Origin of the sequence: Gordonia rhizosphera NBRC 16068 (genome assembly GCF_000298195.1) — a bacterium.
Taxonomy (GTDB): Bacteria; Actinomycetota; Actinomycetes; order Mycobacteriales; family Mycobacteriaceae; genus Gordonia; species Gordonia rhizosphera.
Map to the genome: position 1 here is coordinate 1 of NZ_BAHC01000229.1, position 20630 is coordinate 20630.

At 67.0% G+C, this 20630-nt stretch carries 24 protein-coding genes and 1 tRNA gene; 12 read left to right on the top strand and 13 right to left on the bottom strand.

Annotated elements, in window-relative coordinates; translation table 11 throughout:
* Positions 1–40: 40 nt before the first annotated feature.
* Entirely contained in the window at positions 41–1093 is a 1053-nt protein-coding gene (locus tag GORHZ_RS27145) for an alcohol dehydrogenase catalytic domain-containing protein (protein ID WP_006338898.1), read from the top strand.
* Between the two features lie 43 nt (positions 1094–1136).
* Here the strand turns inward: GORHZ_RS27145 and GORHZ_RS27150 are convergent, their stop codons facing one another.
* The 4 genes from GORHZ_RS27150 to sp36 form a co-directional block, all read right to left on the bottom strand.
* Positions 1137–1967, bottom strand: a complete 831-nt coding sequence (locus tag GORHZ_RS27150; RefSeq protein ID WP_006338900.1) for an MBL fold metallo-hydrolase — start codon at positions 1965–1967, stop codon at positions 1137–1139.
* Positions 1968–2045: 78 nt separating this feature from the next.
* Positions 2046–2801, bottom strand: a complete 756-nt coding sequence (locus GORHZ_RS27155) for a sulfite exporter TauE/SafE family protein (protein ID WP_006338902.1) — start codon at positions 2799–2801, stop codon at positions 2046–2048.
* A gap of 7 nt (positions 2802–2808) precedes the next feature.
* Positions 2809–3282 (bottom strand): RidA family protein, encoded by a 474-nt coding sequence (locus tag GORHZ_RS27160; RefSeq protein WP_006338905.1) that lies wholly within the window; start codon positions 3280–3282, stop codon positions 2809–2811.
* Positions 3283–3286: 4 nt separating this feature from the next.
* A complete protein-coding gene (gene sp36 / locus GORHZ_RS30625) occupies positions 3287–3451 on the bottom strand; it encodes a Sp36 family protein (protein ID WP_006338906.1) in 165 nt (54 codons plus the stop codon).
* A 43-nt stretch (positions 3452–3494) separates the two neighbouring features.
* Between sp36 and bagA the strand changes: the two genes are divergently transcribed.
* Together bagA and bagB are read left to right on the top strand one after the other, a co-directional pair.
* Positions 3495–4520, top strand: a complete 1026-nt coding sequence (gene bagA, locus GORHZ_RS27165) for an ATPase BagA (protein WP_006338908.1) — start codon at positions 3495–3497, stop codon at positions 4518–4520.
* Between the two features lie 3 nt (positions 4521–4523).
* Positions 4524–5627 carry an ArsA family ATPase gene (gene bagB / locus GORHZ_RS27170; RefSeq protein ID WP_006338909.1) on the top strand — a complete coding sequence of 368 codons (1104 nt, stop codon included), beginning with the start codon at positions 4524–4526 and terminating at the stop codon, positions 5625–5627.
* 91 nt (positions 5628–5718) lie between these two features.
* Here bagB and GORHZ_RS27175 read toward each other — a convergent pair whose 3' ends face one another.
* A complete protein-coding gene (locus tag GORHZ_RS27175) occupies positions 5719–6033 on the bottom strand; it encodes a WhiB family transcriptional regulator (protein ID WP_040533799.1) in 315 nt (104 codons plus the stop codon).
* 340 nt (positions 6034–6373) lie between these two features.
* Between GORHZ_RS27175 and GORHZ_RS27180 the strand changes: the two genes are divergently transcribed.
* The 3 genes from GORHZ_RS27180 to GORHZ_RS27190 all read left to right on the top strand — a co-directional run bounded on the left by GORHZ_RS27180 (position 6374) and on the right by GORHZ_RS27190 (position 10626).
* Complete coding sequence (locus GORHZ_RS27180) at positions 6374–8827, top strand: penicillin-binding protein (protein WP_040533800.1); 2454 nt, start codon at positions 6374–6376, stop codon at positions 8825–8827.
* A gap of 77 nt (positions 8828–8904) precedes the next feature.
* Positions 8905–9906 carry a metallophosphoesterase gene (locus GORHZ_RS27185; RefSeq protein WP_006338916.1) on the top strand — a complete coding sequence of 334 codons (1002 nt, stop codon included), beginning with the start codon at positions 8905–8907 and terminating at the stop codon, positions 9904–9906.
* A gap of 18 nt (positions 9907–9924) precedes the next feature.
* Positions 9925–10626 carry a haloacid dehalogenase type II gene (locus tag GORHZ_RS27190; RefSeq protein ID WP_040533803.1) on the top strand — a complete coding sequence of 234 codons (702 nt, stop codon included), beginning with the start codon at positions 9925–9927 and terminating at the stop codon, positions 10624–10626.
* A 21-nt stretch (positions 10627–10647) separates the two neighbouring features.
* Here GORHZ_RS27190 and GORHZ_RS27195 read toward each other — a convergent pair whose 3' ends face one another.
* Positions 10648–11091 (bottom strand): nitroreductase family deazaflavin-dependent oxidoreductase, encoded by a 444-nt coding sequence (locus GORHZ_RS27195; RefSeq protein ID WP_006338918.1) that lies wholly within the window; start codon positions 11089–11091, stop codon positions 10648–10650.
* Positions 11092–11274: 183 nt separating this feature from the next.
* Here GORHZ_RS27195 and GORHZ_RS27200 point away from each other — a divergent pair, with 183 nt between their 5' ends.
* Positions 11275–11676: a DUF7144 family membrane protein gene (locus GORHZ_RS27200; RefSeq protein ID WP_006338919.1), complete on the top strand. Its 402-nt coding sequence runs from the start codon at positions 11275–11277 to the stop codon at positions 11674–11676.
* Positions 11677–11745: 69 nt separating this feature from the next.
* Here the strand turns inward: GORHZ_RS27200 and GORHZ_RS27205 are convergent, their stop codons facing one another.
* Entirely contained in the window at positions 11746–12513 is a 768-nt protein-coding gene (locus GORHZ_RS27205) for a crotonase/enoyl-CoA hydratase family protein (protein ID WP_006338920.1), read from the bottom strand.
* Positions 12514–12553: 40 nt separating this feature from the next.
* On the bottom strand, positions 12554–13495 hold the full coding sequence (locus tag GORHZ_RS27210) for an AraC family transcriptional regulator (protein ID WP_006338922.1): 942 nt from the start codon (positions 13493–13495) through the stop codon (positions 12554–12556).
* Between the two features lie 216 nt (positions 13496–13711).
* Between GORHZ_RS27210 and GORHZ_RS27215 the strand changes: the two genes are divergently transcribed.
* On the top strand, positions 13712–14923 hold the full coding sequence (locus tag GORHZ_RS27215) for a cytochrome P450 (protein ID WP_006338923.1): 1212 nt from the start codon (positions 13712–13714) through the stop codon (positions 14921–14923).
* 2 nt (positions 14924–14925) lie between these two features.
* Positions 14926–15957: a 2Fe-2S iron-sulfur cluster-binding protein gene (locus tag GORHZ_RS27220; protein WP_006338924.1), complete on the top strand. Its 1032-nt coding sequence runs from the start codon at positions 14926–14928 to the stop codon at positions 15955–15957.
* Here GORHZ_RS27220 and GORHZ_RS27225 read toward each other — a convergent pair.
* Entirely contained in the window at positions 15935–16348 is a 414-nt protein-coding gene (locus tag GORHZ_RS27225) for a hypothetical protein (protein ID WP_051999106.1), read from the bottom strand. The two genes, GORHZ_RS27220 and GORHZ_RS27225, sit on opposite strands and share 23 nt — an antisense overlap.
* A gap of 87 nt (positions 16349–16435) precedes the next feature.
* A complete protein-coding gene (locus GORHZ_RS27230; RefSeq protein ID WP_157205377.1) occupies positions 16436–16636 on the bottom strand; it encodes a hypothetical protein in 201 nt (66 codons plus the stop codon).
* A 276-nt stretch (positions 16637–16912) separates the two neighbouring features.
* Between GORHZ_RS27230 and GORHZ_RS27235 the strand changes: the two genes are divergently transcribed.
* Positions 16913–17419 carry an SRPBCC family protein gene (locus tag GORHZ_RS27235; RefSeq protein ID WP_006338927.1) on the top strand — a complete coding sequence of 169 codons (507 nt, stop codon included), beginning with the start codon at positions 16913–16915 and terminating at the stop codon, positions 17417–17419.
* 60 nt (positions 17420–17479) lie between these two features.
* On the opposite strand, the gene GORHZ_RS27240 is transcribed toward GORHZ_RS27235, so the two are convergent.
* On the bottom strand, positions 17480–17971 hold the full coding sequence (locus tag GORHZ_RS27240) for an SRPBCC family protein (RefSeq protein WP_157205378.1): 492 nt from the start codon (positions 17969–17971) through the stop codon (positions 17480–17482).
* 221 nt (positions 17972–18192) lie between these two features.
* Positions 18193–18266, bottom strand: a tRNA-Pro gene (locus GORHZ_RS27245).
* A gap of 222 nt (positions 18267–18488) precedes the next feature.
* Here GORHZ_RS27245 and GORHZ_RS27250 point away from each other — a divergent pair.
* Together GORHZ_RS27250 and GORHZ_RS27255 are read left to right on the top strand one after the other, a co-directional pair.
* Entirely contained in the window at positions 18489–18908 is a 420-nt protein-coding gene (locus tag GORHZ_RS27250) for a DUF7144 family membrane protein (RefSeq protein WP_006338934.1), read from the top strand.
* A 74-nt stretch (positions 18909–18982) separates the two neighbouring features.
* Positions 18983–19609 carry a lipocalin family protein gene (locus GORHZ_RS27255; protein ID WP_006338935.1) on the top strand — a complete coding sequence of 209 codons (627 nt, stop codon included), beginning with the start codon at positions 18983–18985 and terminating at the stop codon, positions 19607–19609.
* A gap of 3 nt (positions 19610–19612) precedes the next feature.
* Here GORHZ_RS27255 and GORHZ_RS27260 read toward each other — a convergent pair.
* Positions 19613–20630, bottom strand: a 1018-nt coding sequence (locus tag GORHZ_RS27260) for a M20/M25/M40 family metallo-hydrolase (protein WP_006338937.1), incomplete at its 5' end; no start/stop codon positions are given.

A 20630-nucleotide genomic window follows, 5' to 3' on the forward strand; every position in this document is an offset into this window, starting at 1 on the left:
TCGACCATGGCATGGCAACGACGGCGGACGGGACAGGCAGATGAAGGCACTCGTGTATCACGGACCAGGTCGCAGGGCATGGGAGGACGTGCCCGACCCGGTCATCAAGGACCCGACCGACGCGATCGTCGCGGTCGAGACGACGACGATCTGCGGGACCGACCTGCACATCCTCAAAGGGGATGTCCCCGCGGTCACCGATGGCCGGGTTCTGGGTCATGAGGGCGTCGGCGTCGTCACCGCCGTCGGACCCGCCTGCGAGAAGGTGAAGGTCGGTGACCGGGTCATCATCTCCTGCATCACCAAGTGCGGCACCTGCGAGTACTGCATCGCGGGGCTGACCTCGCACTGCCAGACGGTGGGCGGGATCGGTTGGATCTTCGGCCACCTCATCGACGGGACACAGGCCGAGTTCGTCCGGGTGCCGTTCGCCGACAACGGGCTCATCCCGCTACCGGAGGGCGTCACCGCGGAGCAGGGCACGATGCTCAGCGACATCCTGCCCACCGGCTACGAGATCGGCGTCCTCAACGGTGCCGTCTCCAGCGGTGACGTCGTCGCGGTCGTCGGGGTCGGCCCGGTCGGCCTGGCTGCGGTCATGACCGCCGCGGCGGCCGGGGCCGCGTCGATCATCGCGGTGGACGCCAACAAGTTCCGGCTCGAGCAGTCGCGCGAGTTCGGGGCCACCGACACCATCGACGTCGCGGCCGGCGGTGATGTCGTCGCCGAGCTCCGCGCGCGCAGCCGCGGAGGGCTCGGCGTGGATGTCGCGATCGAGGCGGTCGGCCTCCCGGTCACCTTCGGGGTGGCGCTCGACTCCGTCCGACCGGGCGGGCACGTCGCAAACGTGGGCGTTCACGGCGAGAGTGTCGAGTTCCCGATCGAACGGGACTGGATCAACAACCTGACGATCACCACCGGTCTGGTCAATGCGACCACCGCTCCCGAGTTGCTCGAGGGAATCCGGCGCGGCGAGATCGCCCCGGAGAAGTTCATCACGCACCGATTCGGATTCGACGAGTTCGACAAGGCCTACGACACCTTCGCCAACGCCGCCGACGAGCACGCGCTGAAGGTGATCATCAGCAAGTAGCCGACCGGCGAGCAACCACCGGGGCCGGCCGGGCGGGTGGCCGTCAGCTGTTGTGCCGCAGGTACTCCAACTGTGCCTTCACCGACATCCGTGCGGCCGGCCAGAGTTCTTTGTCCACGTCGGAGTAGACGCGTTTGACCACCTTCATCGGCTTCGCGCGCTGCGGGGTGACGCCCATGTCGGCCAGTGCGGCCCGGATCTGGTCGATCCGTTCCTCGCGGTGCGCCTTGTAGAACCGTGCGACGGGGATCAGGTCGGGATGGTCGGGACCGTGCGCCGGAAGCAGGGTGCACCCGTCGCCCTCGACGATGAGCCGGTTGAGCGAGTTCATGTAGTCGTTGAGGCTGCCGTCGCTCGGGTCGAGCACCGTGGTGCCGCGCCCGAGGATGGTGTCGCCGGTGATCATCGCGTGCGTGCCGTTGCAGTCCACCAGGAAGCTGACCGAGTCGCCGGTGTGGCCGGGGGTGAACAGGACCCTGATCCGCAGGCCCGCGACGTCGATGACCTCGCGGTCGTGCAGCGGACGCGCATTGCGGCAGAACCGCTTCGCGCGGGCCCGGACCGGCGCCCCGGTGCTCTTGTGCAGCCGGTCGATCCCGCCGGTGTGGTCGTGATGGCGGTGCGTCACCAGGATCATCGACACGTCGTACTCGTCGGCGATCTTGCGGACGTGATGCTTGTGCTTGGGCGGCCCGGGATCGACGATGACGCAGTCGGGGCTGTCCGGTGCCCGCAGAATCCAGGTGTTGGTGCCGTCGAGCTCCATCACACCCGGGTTGTCGCACAGCAGCACCGACGCGAACGGCGTGACCTCACGCACGACGCCGTAGGCGGGGTGGGCCGGAGTCGGAGCATCACTTCCGTCGTCGGTCATGGTCTCCGACACTACCGCCCCACCTCACCCGGCCTGCGGCAGCGCTAGTTTGAAGCCGGCCCGGCCCGCTCGATGATCTCAGTTCAGCAGGTCGTATCCGAGCTTCCCCACCATGACCACCACGACCGCCAGCAGCACCCACCGGACGAAGCCGCTGCCCCGCCCGATCGCCATGTGCGCCCCGAGCTGCGCACCCGCGACGTTCGCCACCGCCAGCCCGATACCCATCATCCACAGCACGTTGCCCTGCCAGGCGAAGACCGCGAGCGCACCCAGATTGGTGCCGGTGTTGATCACCTTCGCCATCGCCGAGCTCTCCAGGAACGCGGTGCCCACCAGCGCGGTCAGGCTGATGATCAGAAAGGTTCCGGTCCCGGGGCCCATCAGCCCGTCGTAGAACGCGATCACCACGCCCGCACCGACGTAGCCGGCGGCCACCGACCACCGGGGGCGCGACACCCGCGCGCCCGCACCGAAACCGGGATTGAACGCGACGAACAGACCCACCGCGACCAGCAGGCACAACACGATCGGGGTGAACACCCGCGCGGGCAACCGGGAGGCCGTGTACGCGCCGAGCCCGGAGAACACGACGGCGCAGGCGAAGACCGGGGCAAGGTGCCGCAGGTCGACGGCGAGTCGCCGGGCGAAGGCGAATGCCGCCGACGACGTGCCGAACACCGCGGCCAGCTTGTTGGTGCCCAGCGCCGTCGCCGGCGCCAGACCCGGATAAGCGATCAGCAGGGCCGGGATCAGGATCAGTCCGCCGCCACCGACCACGGCATCGACCCACCCGGCCGCGGCGGCCGCCGCGACCAGCAGGGCAACGTCCACTACGGGATCAGGCGACCTCGACGATCATCTCGACCTCCACCGACGCCCCCAACGGCAGTTCGGCGACACCGACCGCGGACCGGGCGTGCACACCGGCCTCACCGAAGACCTCACCCAACAGATCCGACGCACCGTTGACGACCGTCGGCTGACCGGTGAACCCCGGAGCGGACGCGACGAAGCCGACCACCTTCACGACCCGGACCACTGAGTCGATGCCGACGAGGGCGTCGATCGCCGCGAGCGCGTTGAGTGCGCAGTGCCGGGCCGCGAGATTCGCCTGGTCCGGGGACACCAACCCTTCGGCACCCTCAGCGCATTTGCCGACGAAGTCGACCTTGCCGTCGATGATCGGCAGCTGCCCGGACGTGTAGACCATGTTCCCGCTGCGCACCGCGGGAACGTAACTGGCGACCGGCTTGGCGACCGAGGGCAGCGTGATGCCCAGTTCGGCGAGCCGCTGCGACCAGGTTCCTGCCATCGTTCTATCCCTTCGGGCGCTTGAGGTAGGCGACGTGCTGCTCACCGGTCGGACCGGGCAGGACACTGACGAGTTCCCACCCGTCCGCGCCCCACTGATCGAGGATCTGCTTGGTGGCATGCGTCAGCAGGGGCACCGTGACGTACTCCCACGCGGTGACTTCAGTCATGGACTCAGACTAGCGGGTGCCCGGTTGTCGATATGGTGATGCCGTGGTGAATGAAACACCGTCCGGGGAGGCCGGGCACACCAACGAATGGCCGGACACAGCAGGACGAGCTCGACTGCACTTCGTCTCCGGCAAGGGGGGAACCGGTAAGACCACCGTCGCCGCAGCGCTCGCGCTGGCTCTGGCGGCCGACGGGAAAAAGGTCTTGCTGGTGGAATGCGAAGGCCGACAAGGCATCGCACAATTATTCGATATCCCGCCCTTGCCGCCGACGGACACGCGGATCGCGACGGCGTCCGGGGGCGGCGAGGTCTCGGCATTGGCAATCGACATCGAGCACGCCCTCCTCGAATACCTCGACATGTTCTACAACCTCGGGTTCGCGGGCCGGGCGATGAAACGGATCGGCGCGATCGACTTCGTCACCACCGTGGCACCCGGCCTGCGGGACGTCCTGCTGACCGGGAAGATCAAGGAACGCATCATCCACACCGACAAGCAGGGTCGGCGGGTCTACGACGCGGTCGTCGTCGACGCCCCGCCCACCGGCCGGATCGGCAACTTCCTCGACGTCACCAAGGCCATGGCCGACCTCGCCAAGACCGGACCGATCCGCAGCCAGTCCGAAGGCGTGGTGAATCTGCTGCACTCCGAGGACACCGTCGTCCACCTGGTCACACTTCTGGAGGCGATGCCGATTCAAGAGACGATCGAGGCCGTCGACGAACTGCGCGAGAAGGACCTGACCATCGGCAGCCTCATCATCAATCGGGTCAGCCCGACCCACCTGCCGCCCGGATCGATCGACGACATCGCCGAGGGCTCGATCGACGCGGCCCGAGTGCTCGAGCACCTCTCGGAGGCGGGTCTGCATGTGTCGGACCGGGATTTCGCCGGCCTGCTGACCGAGACCATCGAGCATGCGACGCGGCTGCAGGCCCAGCAGGTCGCGAAGGCACAGCTCGACGACGTTGAGCTGCCGACCCTGGAACTGCCCACGCTCGGCGACGGCGTCGATCTGGGCGGGGTCTACGAACTGGCCAACCTCTTGCAGAAGGCAGGTGCCTGAGTCATGCCACTCGACCTGAAGATGGGATCGGTGCTGACCGACCCGGCGACCCGCGTGCTGATCTGCTGCGGCGCGGGCGGCGTCGGCAAGACCACCACCGCGGCCGCGATGGCGATGTACGCCGCCGAGCAGGGGCGGACCGTCGCCGTCCTGACCATCGATCCGGCGCGACGGCTCGCGCAGTCGCTCGGGATGTCGGAGCTGACCAACGACCCGCAGCCCGTCGAGATCAACGGCGGATTCGGCGAGGGCTCTCTCGACGCGATGATGCTCGACATGCGCCGTACTTTCGACGAGATGGTCCTCGAATACTCGACGCCCGACCGGGCGACGGCGATCATGGAGAACTCCTTCTACCAAACGATGGCGTCATCGTTCTCCGGCACGCAGGAGTATATGGCGATGGAGAAGCTCGGCAAGCTGATCGAGCGCAACCACTGGGACCTCATCGTGGTGGACACCCCGCCGTCGCGGAACGCACTCGACTTCCTCGACGCACCTCAACGGATGAGTTCGTTCCTGTCGGGCCGCCTGATGAAGGTGCTCGTCGGCGGTGGCCGCGGCGTCGGCCGGATGGTCACCGGGGCGATGAGCCTCGCGATGCGGGGCGTGTCGACGATCATCGGCGGTGAGATGCTGCGGGACGTCGCCACCTTCGTCCAGTCCCTCGACTCGATGTTCGGCGGATTCCAGGACCGTGCGACGAAGACCTATGACCTGCTCAAGCAGCCCGGGACACAGTTCGCAGTGGTCGCGGCGGCCGAACCGGATGCGCTTCGGGAGGCGGCGTTCTTCGTCGACCGGTTGTCGGAGGAGGCCATGCCGCTCTCGGGCCTCATCCTCAACCGCACCCACCCCAACCTGACATCGATCTCGGAGTCGTCAGCACGCGCGGCGCTGGAGAACGTCGACGACGACCTGACCCGCGGGGTGCTCGAGATCCACGCGGACCGGGCCGCCACCGGCAAACGCGAGCTGCACCTGCTGCAACGCTTCACCGCGTCGCATCCGACGGTGCCGATCGTCGGGGTGCCGTCGCTGCCGTTCGAGGTGGCCGACGCGGTCGCGCTGCGCGCGGTGGCCGAGCAGATCACCAGCCGCGGCTGACACCCACGACCGAAACCCACGAAAAGCGACGATGGCCGATCCGGATCGGATCGGCCATCGTCGTCGTTCTACGACTGTTCGTCGCGGAAGATCACACTGCGTCCATGCGGTGCCGGCGCCGCTGGGCGTCGAAGAACTGCGCCCAGGAGGTGACCTCGGGATGCTGTCGGAGCAGGGCACGGCGCTGACGCTCGGTCATGCCGCCCCACACCCCGAACTCCACCCGGTTGTCGAGGGCATCGGCGCCACATTCGAGCTGCACGGGGCAGTGTCGACAGATTGTCGCGGCCTTACGCTGAGCCGCTCCGCGAACGAACAGGTCGTCGGGGTTTCCTCCCCGGCATCGTGCTTGTGACACCCACATCAATCGAGCATCTTCTCCGGTGGAAACTGCCGCCATCGCCATCCGCCGACCCCTGTCTGTCGTTATGTCTCGCCCGGGTTCCGCGAGTCACGCCACCCAGACGTCTTAACGGTGAATGCACCCACCTGAATCATCTATCCACACTGGTCCTGGGCGCCGCCGCGCCGCGCGCGGTTCACATCATGAACGGAGTGTTAAGTGAGTCACATTCTGCACTCAATTTATGGATCTGTGCATGCGCGCGCAACCCCTGGGGCCAAGAAAATGGCACCACCGTCCAAACTCGCCGCATTTGCACAGGTCAGGCACATCGAGACGCGATCGCAACCCCGCGGCGGCCGCACTTGAGGGCCGATGTCGTGACGGCACGTATCCTGTGCGTGTGGGGAAGTCGAAAAAACTGTGGTCCCTCGGTGGCGCATGTCTGCTCGCAGGTGTGCTGGTCGCGGGCATGCTGTATCCGGTGGCCAGTGGTTTCGGCGTGGCGTCCAATCGCGCCGCGGCCGCCGTCGAGAACGTGTCGTCGGAATTACTCAACGGCACGCTGCCCGAGGTCACCACGATGACCGACTCCACCGGTCAGCCGATCGCGCTGCTCTACGATCAGTACCGCTACCAGGTCGGCTACAACGACATCTCGCCGGACATGATCCGCGCCATCATCTCGATCGAGGACCGTCGCTTCCTCGAACACGACGGTGTCGACTGGAAGGGCACGATCCGCGCCGCCCTGAAGAACTCGTCGTCGGGCGAGGTTCAGCAGGGTGCGTCGACTCTGGACCAGCAGTACATCAAGAACTATCAACTGCTGGTGCTCGCCCGCACCGAGGCCGATCGGCAGGCCGCCGTCGAGACCACCCCGGCCCGTAAACTGCGCGAGGTCCGGATGGCACTGACGATGGAGCAGTCGCTGATCGATCAGGCCAAACGCGACAAGGGTCTCTCCGATGCGCAGGCCAAGCAGGAGGCGAAGAAGGAGATCGTCACCCGCTACCTGAACGTCGTCCCGTTCGGCAACAACTCCTACGGCATCGAGGCGGCGTCGCAGACCTACTTCGGCATCCACGCCAAGGACCTCAATCTCGAACAGTCCGCGCTGCTCGCGGGTCTGGTGCAGTTGAGTTCGGGCTACAACCCGTACACGAACCCGGAAGCCGCGAAGAACCGCCGCAACACCGTGCTCGACACCATGATCGAGAACTTCCCGGCTCGGCGCGCGGAGATCGAGGCGGCGAAGGCCAAGCCGCTCGGTGTGCTGCCACAGCCGAATCTGCCGACCCAGGGCTGTATCGCCGCCAGGAACAACGGCTTCTTCTGTGACTACGCACTGCAGTTCCTCGCCGAGAACGGCATTTCCCGCGACACCGTCATGCGCGGTGGCTACATCATCCGCACCACGCTCGATCCCGAGGTGCAGAAGGCCACACTCACCGCCGTCCGCACGCAGGCCAGCCCCAACGCCGACGGTGTCGCTGACGTGATGAGCGCGATCAAGCCCGGCAAGGAATCGCACGACATCCTCGCGATGGCCTCCAGCCGCGTCTACGGCCTCAACCAGAAGAGGAACCAGACCGTCCAGCCCCAGCCGTTCTCGATGGTCGGCGACGGCGCCGGCTCGGTGTTCAAGATCTTCACCACGGCCGCAGCGATGGAGAAGGGTCTCGGCGTCGCGTCGAACATCCCGGTGCCGGGTTTCATCGCGGTGCAGGGCATGGGTAACAGCGACGGCGCGAACGGCTGCCCCGCCGAGTCGTACTGCGTCAAGAACGACGGCAAGTATCCGGCGACCATGTCGGTGACCCAGGCGCTGGCCCAGTCCCCCAACACCGCCTTCGTCAAGTTGCTGCAGCAGGTCGGCGTCAAGCCGGCGGTGGACATGGCGGTCCGCCTGGGCCTGCGGTCCTACACCGTGCCGGGCTCGTCGGGTTACGGCGACAAGAGCATGGCGCAGTACGTAAAGGACGGTAACTTCGGTTCGTTCACGCTGGGTCCGCTGCCGATCAACGGCCTCGAACTGTCGAACGTCGCCGCGACCCTCGCGTCGGGCGGCACCTGGTGTCCGCCCAATCCGATCGAGTCGATCAGCCGGATCAAGCGTGACCAGTACGGCAACCCGGTCATGGACGAGAACGGTCAGGTCGCGCTGACGGCGGTGCCGTTCAACGCACCGAAATGCGAGCAGGTCGTCGAGGAAGGCCTGGCGAACACCCTCGCCAACGCCCTGAGCGAGGACGACAAGGGTGGCGGCACGTCGGCGGGAGCCGCCGGTTCGGCGGGCTGGACGCTCCCGGTCTCGGGTAAGACCGGCACGACCGAGGCACACCGTTCGTCGGCCTTCATCGGGTTCACCAATAACATCGCCGGCTCGTCTTACGTGTACAACGACGGCCCGAACCCCACCGGCATCTGCAGCAGCCCGCTGCGCCAGTGCTACGACGGCAACCTCTACGGCGGCATGGAACCCGCGCGCACCTGGTATCAGGCGATCAAGCCGGTGGCCACCAAGTTCGGTCCGGTAAAGCTGCCGCCGAAGGATCCGCGGTACATGCGCGGCACCAACGCCGGCCGCATCCCCAAGGTCAGCGGCCTGACGGCGAGCGCGGCCACGGCCCGCCTGCAGGCCTCCGGGTTCACCGTGAATCAGCTCGATGTGGACAGCAGCCGGCCCCAGGGCACGGTGGTGTTCACCGCCCCATCCGATTCCGCGATGCCCGGCAGCGTGATCACCATCTACGTCAGCAACGGACGACGCGCCGCCAACGAGCAACCCGGACAGACCGAGACCACCGTCGAGGTGCCCGGCGTCGGACCGGTCGTCATCCAGCTACCCGGCTGACCACGCGAACCACAACCGATCCCCGAGGTACGAGCGCAGCGAGCCACGAAGGGCGCCCGGTTGCGTATCCTGAGTGGATGGGTTACGTCGACAACGCCCTCGTTGGCCGGGTCACGCAGACAGGGCTGAGTTCCGCGGCGGCCATACGCACGATCGGCGGTCTCGCGGGCCTCGCGGCCGCCGGACTGGTCTACTCGACGGTGATCGAACGCAACGCCTTCACGTTGCGCCACAGCACCCTGGCCGTCCTCGAGCCGGGGACGGCCCCGCTGCGGGTGCTGCACATCAGCGACCTGCACATGACCCCGCGTCAGCGGCTCAAGCAGGCCTGGGTGTCCGAACTCGAGGCGCTCGAACCCGATCTCGTCGTCAACACCGGCGACAACCTCGCCCACCCGCAAGCGGTGCCTGCGGTGATCCAGTCGCTGGGCGGGCTGCTGTCACGGCCGGGCCTGTTCGTGTTCGGTTCCAACGACTACTTCGGTCCGCGGCTGAAGAACCCGCTGCAGTACTTCGACACCCATCACGAGCGCAAGCACGGTGACCCGCTGCCGTGGCAGGATCTGCGCGCCGCCTTCACCGAACGCGGCTGGCTCGACGCGACGCACACGGTGCGCGAACTCGAGGTCGGTGGCGTGCGGGTGGTCGCGGCCGGCGTCGACGATCCGCACATCGAACGCGACCGCTACGACACCATCGCGGGCCGCCCGAATCCGCTGGCGCACCTGCGTCTGGGGCTCACCCATTCGCCGGAGCCCCGCGTGCTCGACCGGTTCGCCGCCGACGGTTACGACCTGGTGATGGCCGGACACACCCATGGTGGTCAGCTGTGTCTGCCGTTCTTCGGTGCCCTGGTGACCAACTGCGAGATCGACCGGTCCCGGGTCAAGGGTGTGTCCAACTGGGGTTCGACGATGAAACTGCACGTCAGCGCGGGTCTCGGCACATCGCCGACCGCCCCGGCGCGGTTTTGCTGCCGCCCGGAGGCCAGCCTGCTCACGCTCACCCCGGTCTCGCACGGCGACGCCGAGTTCGACGAGGCGCACTCGCTGCCGCAGCTGGCCAGCGAACCGAACTGACCGGGCTTGCACGCTCGCATGGCAACGGTCGACGGTGTGCGTGTCCTGGCATTCGACACCTTCGGCACGGTGACCGACTGGTTCTCCGGGATCTCCGCGGCGGTGGCCGCGACCGTGCCCGGGGTGGATGCCGGCGAGTTCGCCCGCGAATGGCGCCGCCGGTACGCGCCCATCCTGGCGCAGGTGGAATCCGGCGACCTGCCCTGGCGGCGGCTCGACGACCTGCAGACCGAGACGCTGCACGCGGCTGCCGCGATGTTTCGTGTCGACCTCGACACCGACCAGACGCGGCGTCTGGTGTGCGCTTGGCGCACGATCCCCGGCTGGCCGGATGCCGCGCCGGGGCTGCGCCGGCTCAAGAGCGGGTTCATCGTCGCCGCTCTCAGCAACGCAACCGTCGCGCTGCTCGTCGACATGGCCAAGCACAACGGTTTCGACTGGGACGTACTCGGCGGGTCCGATCTGTGGCGGCACTACAAACCCGCCCGGGAAACCTATTGCGGGCTCGCCGATCTCCTCGAGGCCACCCCGGCCGAGGTGATGATGGTGGCCGCCCACCAGAACGATCTCGACGCCGCGCGGTCCTTCGGCCTGCGCACCGCGTTCATCGAACGGCCGATGGAGTGGGGCGTCCCGAGCATGCAGATCCCCCACTCCGACGAGAACGACCTGCACGCAAGAGATCTGCTCGAACTCGCCGATCAACTCGGCGTTCCGTGAGCGGCGCCGACCGGGGATCACTCACGACATCGAGAGTTCCACCAGAGGCACTTCATCCATCGTCAGTCCGGCGGACTCCTCCATGACCGCGGACAGTTTGTCGTAGGTCTTCGGATGCTTGGTGCGGTAGCCGTCGATCACCGTCGCCGACTCGTCGGCATCCATGACCCGGGCGGTGGCCGGCCGGTGATGCGACCACCCGATCGAGACATGGCAGTGCGGATCGGCTTGGAGGTTCCGGAACCACTGGGAATGCTCCCCGAAGCCCGAGGCGATGATGACCCGATCGTCGGCCGGACGGTCGACGGTCTCGAGGACCACGTAGCGAACGTTCCCCGACTTGCGCCCGACGTGTTCGAGCAGGAGCATCCGCCCACCGAACAGGAACCCGAGCCGCGCCCGGAACATCCCGATCGGCGCCCGGACGAACCATCGGGTCTGCAACAGGCGAGCCGCCAGGCTCATCGTGACCACCGTCCTCGCTTGGATTCACCGGCATCGTGATTCCACCGTAGCGCGGTCGCGTGAACCCGTTTCCCCTCACGCATTCATCCGCTACGGACGATGCGCGCGGACGTTGCGGATCGCCAGAATTCCTCCAGAGGCGAAGCGTCACCTACACGCGCGCCCATGAGAGAAAGGTATGCCATGTCCACCACACGGAACGAGCATCCCGTTCAACAGGGATTCGCGATGGGCACCACGATCGCCGCGGCGGCGCTGCTCCTGGTCGCCGGCGTCCTCGGCTTCTTCCAGGGCATCTCGGCCGTCGCCAAGGACGACCTCTTCGTCGTCGGACCCCAGTACGTCTACAAGCTCAACCTGACGTCGTGGGGCTGGATCCACATCATCCTCGGCGTCATCGCGGTCCTGGTGGCGTTCGGGATGTTCGTCGGCGCCGGCTGGGCGAAAGTGTCCGCGATCATCATCGCGTCGCTATCGATCATCCTGAACTTCCTCTGGATTCCCTACTACCCGTGGTGGTCGATCCTGATCATTGCGGTCGACCTGCTGATCATCTGGGCCGTCGCCACCTGGCAAACCGACTGACCAATCCCGACCGACCAACCGATCCCACGTGACGAGGGCCGGCGATGTCTGCGCGACGTCGCCGGCCTTTCAGTGCGCGGCCCCGTGACGTCCCGCGCCGACGGCGAAACGCTGGGCGCCGGCGATGGTGTCGGCGGTGAGGGATCGCAGTCCGTGCCGGAATTCGTTACGCATCGCGGCGGGCTCGTCGACGCCCGCCTGCTCGAGCACCGACAGCCGATCGTTCCGCAGACAGGTCTGCGGAAACTGCACGATCTCGGCCGCCAGTCGCACCGCCTCCGCCAGCGAAGATCCTTTCGGGACAACCCGATTCGCCAGACCGATGTCGAGCGCCTCGGCCGCCCCGACGGCCCGGCCGGTGAGGATCAGGTCCATCGCCCGGCTCTCACCGATGAGTCGGGGCAGGCGCACGGTGCCGCCGTCGATGAGCGGCACACCCCATCGTCGGCAGAACACCCCGAAGACGGCGTCATCATCGACGACCCGCATATCCGCCCACAACGCCAACTCGAGACCACCCGCGACCGCGTGACCGGACACCGCCGCGATGACCGGCTTGGACAGGCGCATGCGCGTCGGCCCCATGGGCCCGTCGCCGTCCTCGTCGGTCCGATTCGGATCGCCGGCGGCGATCGCCTTGAGATCGGCTCCGGCGCAGAAGGTTCCGCCCTCGCCGAAGAGCACCGCCACCGCCACCGAGTCGTCGGCGTCGAATCGTCGGAAGGCGTCGGTGAGAGCATCGGCGGTCCGGCGATCGACGGCATTACGTACCTGCGGCCGGTTGATCCCGATGAGTCGGACGGCGCCGTCGGTGCGTTCGATGATTGATTCGGTCACTGTGTGCCCCTTTGCACCTCACCAGTCGATCCTCAAAAGCTCAGTGCCGCAACACCTGTGACGGGCTGACCCCGTACCGCCGCCGATACGCCGCGGCGAATCGGCTGGGACTGGAGAACCCCCACCTCGCCGCTGCGTCGGCCACCGTGCCGTGGCCGCGCGCGAGGTCGTCGCGGGCCCGGTCAAGCCGGATGTCAGCCAGCGCGCGGGTGGGTGTGGTCTCCACGAACTCCGCGAAGGCTTCCTGCAGGCGCCGCACACTCGTCCCGGCGAGTGCTGCCATCTCGGCCGACGTCCACGGATGCGCCGGATCGTCGTTGAGCGCGTCGAGGACTCGCTTGACCATCCCCGGCCGCAACTGCCCGTCGGAATCGGCGTCATCCGGCGTGACCGCGAGCAGGAACGCCGTCGTCACGGCGCTGGCCAGCTGCGGACCGACGAGCGGGTTCGCGAGGAGGTCGACCGGGTCGCGGGGCTGCGCGGACAGCGCTGTCACCAGGCTCAGCCACGACGCACCCGCGGCGCTCGATACGTCGAGCTGATCCGGCAGCGACAGCCGCCGACGAATCGGCGTGAGATGGATGCGGTCGGCCTCCCGCTCGAGGTGCTCGGCATCGAACTTCACGCCGATCACCTGGCAATCAGCAGTCCAGTTGGTGATCAGCGACGCCCGGCCGGCAGCGAAGATCGTGCCCAACCCCGGCCGTGAGACGATCTCGCCGTCGCCTGCGCGCGAGTGCAGGCGACCGGAGAGCGGGATGTTGACCTCGTAGGCGCCCGGGTATTCACACGCGATGGACACTGCGGTTCCCCACGACATGCGCCCGATGGTGACGCCGCCGAGTTCCACCGTCCGCAGGCTCAGGTTCACCTTCTCCGGCTCGTCGAGCGCGGTCAGCTCGTGCGGGAAGTACACGTCGGCCACGGCGCGATGCGCGGCATCCCAGTCGCGGGTGCCGACCAGTTGTCTCGAGGTGGTCATCAGTGCGCGGTCTCTCGGTCCTTCCGTGCCGCGTTCGGCTCCAACACCGACGTCGGCTCTGATTGTGTTCTACCTCAATCCTGCACAAGTGAGCGATACAGATCACATTTTCCTCGCGCAATCGGTGCCGCCTCCGCGCAATCGGTATCGATGCCGCGCCGCATCGCTCCTAGTGTCTGACGACATCGTTGCCCGACCGATGAAGGAGCAGACGCGATGACCACCACACTTTCCTGGCTCGACGAGATCACCATGACCGAACTCGAACGCAACCCGTACCCCGTGTACGAGCGGCTGCGTCGTGAGGCCCCACTCGCGTACGTGCCGGTGCTCGGGTCGTATGTGGCGAGCACCGCGGAGATCTGCCGCGAGATCGCCACCAGCGGCGACTTCGAGGCCATCATCACCAAGGCCGGTGGCCGCACATTCGGCCATCCCGCGGTCATCGGCGTCAACGGTGCCATCCACGAGGACCTGCGCTCGATGGTCGACCCGGCGCTGCAGCCGCAGGAGGTCGACCGGTGGATCGACGACCTGGTCCGGCCGATCGCGCGGCGCTACCTGGAGGAGTTCGAGGACGCCGGCCATGCCGAACTCGTCGAGCAGTACTGCGAGCCGGTCTCGGTGCGGGCGCTCGGCGACCTGCTCGGGCTGCAGTCGGTGAGCTCGGACAAGCTGCGCGAGTGGTTCCACAAACTGTCGCGATCGTTCACCAACGCGGGCGTCGACGAGAACGGCGAGTTCACCAATCCGGAGGGCTTCCGCGAGGGCGACGAGGCGAAGGCCGAGATCCGGGCCATCGTCGACCCGCTGATCGACAACTGGATCGAGAACCCCGACGACAGTGCGATCAGCCACTGGCTGCACGACGGCATGCCCGAGGGGCAGACCCGCGACCGCGACTACATCTACCCGACCCTGTTCGTCTATCTGCTCGGCGCGATGCAGGAGCCCGGTCATGCGATGGCGTCGACGCTGGTGGGCCTGTTCACCCAGCCCGAACAGATGGAGCAGGTGGTCGACGAACCCGGTCTGATCCCCCGGGCGATCTCCGAGGGCATGCGCTGGACGTCACCGATCTGGTCGGCCACCGCGCGCATCAGCACCACCGACGTCGAGGTCGCCGGGGTGTCGCTGCCGGCAGGTTCGGTCGTCCTGATGTCCTACGGCTCGGCCAATCACGACCACGCGGTGTACGAGGCACCCTCGGAGTACGACCTGACGCGCCCGCCGCTCCCCCATCTGGCGTTCGGTGCCGGCAACCACGCCTGCGCGGGGATCTACTTCGCCAATCACGTGTGCCGGATCGGTCTCGAGGAGCTCTTCGACTCGATTCCCAATCTCGAACGGGATACCAGCAGTGACGTCGAGTTCTGGGGCTGGGGTTTCCGCGGCCCGACCTCGCTGCACGTGACGTGGGAGGTGTGACGATGGACCGCGTCCATTCCGTTCAGGTGGCGGGTTCGGACCCGCGGACCGTCGAGGTTGCCGGCGACCAGCGCCTGCTCGACGCGTTCCTCCGCAACGGCGTCTACCTGCCCAACTCGTGCAATCAGGGCACCTGTGGCACCTGCAAGGTGAAGGTGCTGCGCGGCATCGTCGAACAGCCGACGCCGTCGGAGACCGTACTCTCGGCCGACGAGCAAACGAGCGGATACGTCCTCGCCTGCCAGTCCACTCCCAAGTCGGATGTCGAGATCGAGGTTCCGCTCGACGCCGGGTGCGGTCCCCGCCACGTGCTGCGCGATCTCACCGGAAAGGTCCACGAGATCCGCGAGGTCGCCGACGACACGGTGGCACTGACCGTCCGGCTCGACGACCCTCTGGAGTTCTCCGCGGGACAGTACGTCGAGATCACCGTCCCGGGGACCGGCGAGGTGCGCCAGTATTCGATGGCCAATCCTCCGCGCAGCGACGACCACCTCGAGTTCCATGTCCGCCGCGTGGGCGGCGGGTTGGCCACCGACGGCTGGATCTTCGATTCCCTGGCCGAGGGGCATGCCGTCGAGATGCGCGGGCCCTGGGGTGATTTCGTGCACGACGCCGATGCAGACGGGCCGATGATCCTGCTCGCCGGCGGCACCGGGCTGGCCCCGCTGAAGTCGATCGCACTCCACGCACTCGAGCTCGACCCGGAACGGGAGATCCACCTCTACCACGGGGTCCGGTATCGATCCGACCTCTACGACGTCGAGTTCTGGGAGTCGCTGGCCGACCGGCATCCGGGTGTGCACTACACACCGTGTCTGAGTCGCGAGGAGGGTTTCGGCCGGCACGGCTACGTCGGCGACGTCTTGGTCGAGGACTTCGACTCGCTGCGCGGTTTCTCGGCCTACCTGTGCGGTCCGCCCGCGATGGTCGACGCCGGGGTGAAGGCGTGCAAACGTCGTCGGATGCCCGGACGCAGCATCCACCGGGAGAAGTACACGCCGGCGCCGGTCAGCGAATCCGTTCCGGCCTGAGGGTGCGAGACCTCGCAGGGAAGCCGTCGCGGGCCCGCCACGCGGTCAGCGCCGTGGCCGCGCACACCGGGCTCCACAACCGCTCCGCGCGGGATCGGGACGCCAGGTTCAGTGCGGCGCCGACCGCCATGAACCCGGTGACACCGGTCAGCACTCGTCGCTGAACCACGGGATCGCCGCGTCGTACCGCGATGAAGATCGCACCGGCGATGTAGCCCACGGCGGCACCGGCGCTGACCTGTCGATGCGTGGTCGGCAGGCGTCCGGGGTGCGTGCCGCCGTAGGCGAACGGCCCCCAGGGTGCGCCCGCGGCGAGGCCCGCCTGGAAGGCACCCATCCCGGCCAGCGCGGCGGCCGTCACCCGAGACGCGGTCCGTGGCGAGAGGTCCATGCCGTCGAGCGTAGGTGCTACATCCGGCTCGGTGGTCGGGGTCGGGCCGTTGGCCACGCTGCGGAACAAACTGGCTTCTGCGAGCCCTCAGTGCGCAGCCTGCTCCCGAGCAATTTCGCTCCGCGCCTCGTCGATCAGCCGCTGCAGCCCGGCAAGGGCCTCCTCGGGGGTTCCGGCGAGCCACGACAGTGATGGATAGGTCGGCGTGGTCGCCAACCACTCGTTGTCCTCGTCGGAGTAACGAACCGAATACTGCGGACGAGCGTTGGGGATCGTCTCAACTGCCATCGCCGTAGTCCTCCCGACAGACATGCATCAGATCCTCGTATCGGACCGCGTCAGGGGAGCGCATCCTCTCCAAAGGTCTTGTCCAGAACCCTATGCCGCTGATGGTGCGATTGCCATCACGCGGCTCTGTCCAGCCGTCCATGCCGAGTTGACGGTGTTTGGCCAGGCCCTGCCTCGAACGCGCGATTTGGGCCATTCGTGCTTGCCGTCGGTGCACGAGGTTCCTTGAATGAAGGCAGAGCGGACGCTCGCGCCGTCGGCAGGCTGAAGGGAGCGATGGTGACCACATTGACGACAAGCAGAAGCATCGAGATCGACGCCCCTGTCGAGCGGGTTTATGCCTTTGTCTCCGACCTGGAGAAGCTCATGCAGTCTGTGCCGTCGATCCGCCGCGTCGTGATCAGTGATCGCGACATCAACGAGGACGGGGTCACCACCTCCTACGCGTGGACCACGACGATCGGGATCGGTCCCCTGCACCACGAGGTGCACGGCACCACGACGTGCGAGCAGTCCGTTCTCAACCAGCGTCTGGTGTACAGGCACGCGATGGGACTCGAGACGGTCGAGACCTTCATCCTGGAACCTGTGCAGACCGGTACTCGCCTCACCTTCACAGCGTCGGTCACCTCGCCCGTCCCGCTGCTGGAGAGACTGTCGGTCCTGGTCGCATCGAAGGCACAGGGACATGCGCACTACGTGGATCAGGTCTTGGCCGAGATCAAGCGAGAAGTGGAGGTCTCGCCCGACAGCCCGCCGACCGGGTCCAGCCCGAACCCATAGCGGCTTGCCTCCAGCCTCGATCGACAAGGTTAGGTGGTCGAGATGTGGTCTGATTCCGGGCTACTCCTGCTCCGAGACCTCGGCCTCGGCGAGCGACTTGAGGCGAGCCAGCATCTGGCGCCAGTTCCGCTCGCCCACCCTCTTGGCGATGGGGTACTTCAGGAAGCCCGGGATCTTGCCGGCTACGCCGGCGACCTCCCAGTCGGACTCCACGACCAAACGCGTCGCGTCACCCTCAGGCTGCAGCCGGATTTTCGTGTCCACCGGGCCGGTGTCGGTGTGTTCGTGATAGAGCCTCAGTGGTTCCACCTCAACGACCTCAGTGATCATCCTGAAAGTGAAGCCCATCAGGCGGGTCGTGTCGGCGTACGTTGTCCCGACCTCGTCGACCGGGCCACTGAAGTCGGAGAACTCGCTCCGTGGCGCCCACTCCTTCCAACGCGACCGGTCGCACAGGACCGCCCAGACGCGTTCGACCGGTGCCTCGATGCGGATCTCGTCGCGGAAGTAGCGCATAGTCCCCCTTGACACCGTCGACCGCTGGCTCTTCAAAACGTAGCACCCGATGCGTCTAGTGACGGGGCCCAACGACCCGGTCGTACTCGCCCGCGAGAAGCGCGGCGGCGACGCCCGCGGCGGACCGGTTTGACGCCATGCTGGCATGACCTATCTGCAAAATCTGTTGCATGGCGCATGATCGTCCCCCAGAGAAACGAGGAGGCCCTGACCGGATCTCTCCTGGTCAGGGCCTCTTCTGCTATCTCAACCTAGCGTCGGGGTGGCGGGATTCGAACCCACGACCTCTTCGTCCCGAACGAAGCGCGCTACCAAGCTGCGCCACACCCCGTGTGCAACCTGCGATAGCTTACCCCCCGGACCCACGTGACACTAAATCGCCTGGTCAGGACCCAGTTCAGGCCGATCGACCGTGGTGCGGCGGGACGTTGGACCCCAATTCCCGGCTCGTGTCGGCCGTTATGTCGCATTCGCGTGGCTCGACCTCGATACTCAAAGTGCACCATCTCACACGCTCGTACCATTTCGACCTCTCACGAAAGGACGACTTCTCATGAGCGACATCGACAAACAGGCCGAGGCCGGCGCCAAGGAGGGCTTCGCATTCGGCATCTCGATCGTGGCGGCCGCCCTGTTGTTCGTCGCCGGGCTGGTCGCGGTCTTCGAGGGCATCGCCGCACTGGCCAACGACGACATCTTCGTCGTGGGCAAGGACTACATCTATCAGTTCAACCTCACGACGTGGGGATGGATTCATCTCATCCTCGGCATCATCGCGATCCTCGTCGCGGGTGGTCTCGCCGTCGGCGCGGACTGGGCACGGATCTCGGCGATCATCATCGCGTCGCTGTCGATCATTGCGCAGTTCCTCTGGATGCCGTGGTACCCGTTGTGGGCGATCCTGATCATCGTGCTCGACCTGATCGTCATCTGGGCCGTCGCCACGTGGAAGCCCTCGCGAGGTGACTTCTGATCTGAGCACCCATCCGGTTCTCGGGCGGCTCCGAATCGTTGGCATCTGTACATCCAGCGAACGGAGCCGCCCGCATGCGTCACACCCGCACGACCCGTCCACTGATCACCGTTCTCGTGGCCCTCGCCGCCGCGCTCGCCACGCTCGTCGCCACGGCCGCCCCCGCATCGGCCGCGCCGCTCGCGCCGGTGCCCAAGCTCGACGTCGACCGCTATCTGGGTACCTGGTGGCAGCTCGCGACCGTCCCGTCGTTCTTCGGCGTGCGCTGCGCCAAGGACACCAACGCCACGTACACGCGGATCGACGACAGGACGATCGGCGTCGACAACCGGTGCACCTCCCCGACCGGACAACTCGACGGCATCAAAGGCAAGGCCATCGTCCTCGACCCGGTGACCAATGCACAGCTCGCGGTCAAGTTCCCGTTCGTCCCCAACACTCTGGACTCCGGCGACACCCCGAACTACATCGTCGCCTGGCTGCAGGACGGTGACAGCCCGACCGCGCCGTACAGGTACGCGATCGTCGGGGATCCCACCCGCTTCTCGGGCTTCCTGCTCTCGCGTGACAAGACGGTGTCGAACGCCGAGCTGCGTCGGCTGCGCGGGAAGGTGGAGTCGGTGGGGTACAACTCCTGCACCTTCCTCATCTCCCCGACAACGGGTGGTCGCTCCGACTACTCACCCCTCTGCACGGTCTGACGGTCAGCGACGAGCCCGCGACGCATACTCCTTCAGGAATGACGCCTCGGCGATCGCCATGTTCTCGATCTCGCTCGGATCGACACTCTCGTTGGGCGCGTGGATGAGGCATTGCGGCTCCTCGACGCCGAGCAGCATGATCTCGGCGTCGGGAAAGGTGTCGGCGAAGACGTTGCACAGCGGGATCGACCCGCCCTGCCCCATCAGCAGTACGTCGTCGGTGCGGTAGGCGCCCTTCATCGCCGCGATCATCGAGTCGTACGCCGGCCCCTCGGTGGAGCCGACGAAGGGTGAGCCGATCGACTCCCGCTCGAAGGACACCTTCACATTCCACGGTGCGGCCGCGGTCAGATGGTCGATCAGGGCGTCCTGCGCAACCTTCGAGTCCATCCCCGGGGGCACCCGCAGGCTGACCCGTGCCCGCGCCCGCGGCACCACCGCCGACGACGACCCGACGACGGGCGGACAGTCCATGCCGAGGACCGTGACCGCCGGGCGCGCCCAGACCCGGTCGGCCACGCCACCCGAACCGATGAGGTCGACCCCGTCGAGCACGGTGGCGTCGGTGCGGAACACCTCCGCCGGGTAGTCGACACCGTCGAAGGTCGTGGACGCGTCGAGTCCGTCGATGGTGGTGTTGCCCTTCGCGTCGCGCATCGAGGCGAGCATGACGATCAACGCGGCCAGCGCGTCGGGCGCGGCGCCACCGAACATGCCCGAGTGCATGGCCGAGCCGAGGGTCTCCACCGAGACCACGACGTTGGCGATGCCGCGCAGGCTCTTGGTGAGGCTGGGTCGGCCGACGGCGAAGTTGCCCGTGTCGACGACGAGGATCGCGTCCGCGCGGACCAGGTCGGGGTTGCGGGGCACGAAGTTCTCGATTCCGCCGGTGCCCTGTTCCTCAGACCCTTCGCCGATGATCTTGACGTTGACCGGGATGTCGCCGTCGAGGGCCCGTAGCGCCGCGAGATGCACCGCGATATTGCCCTTGCAGTCCGCGGCCCCGCGCCCGTACCAGCGG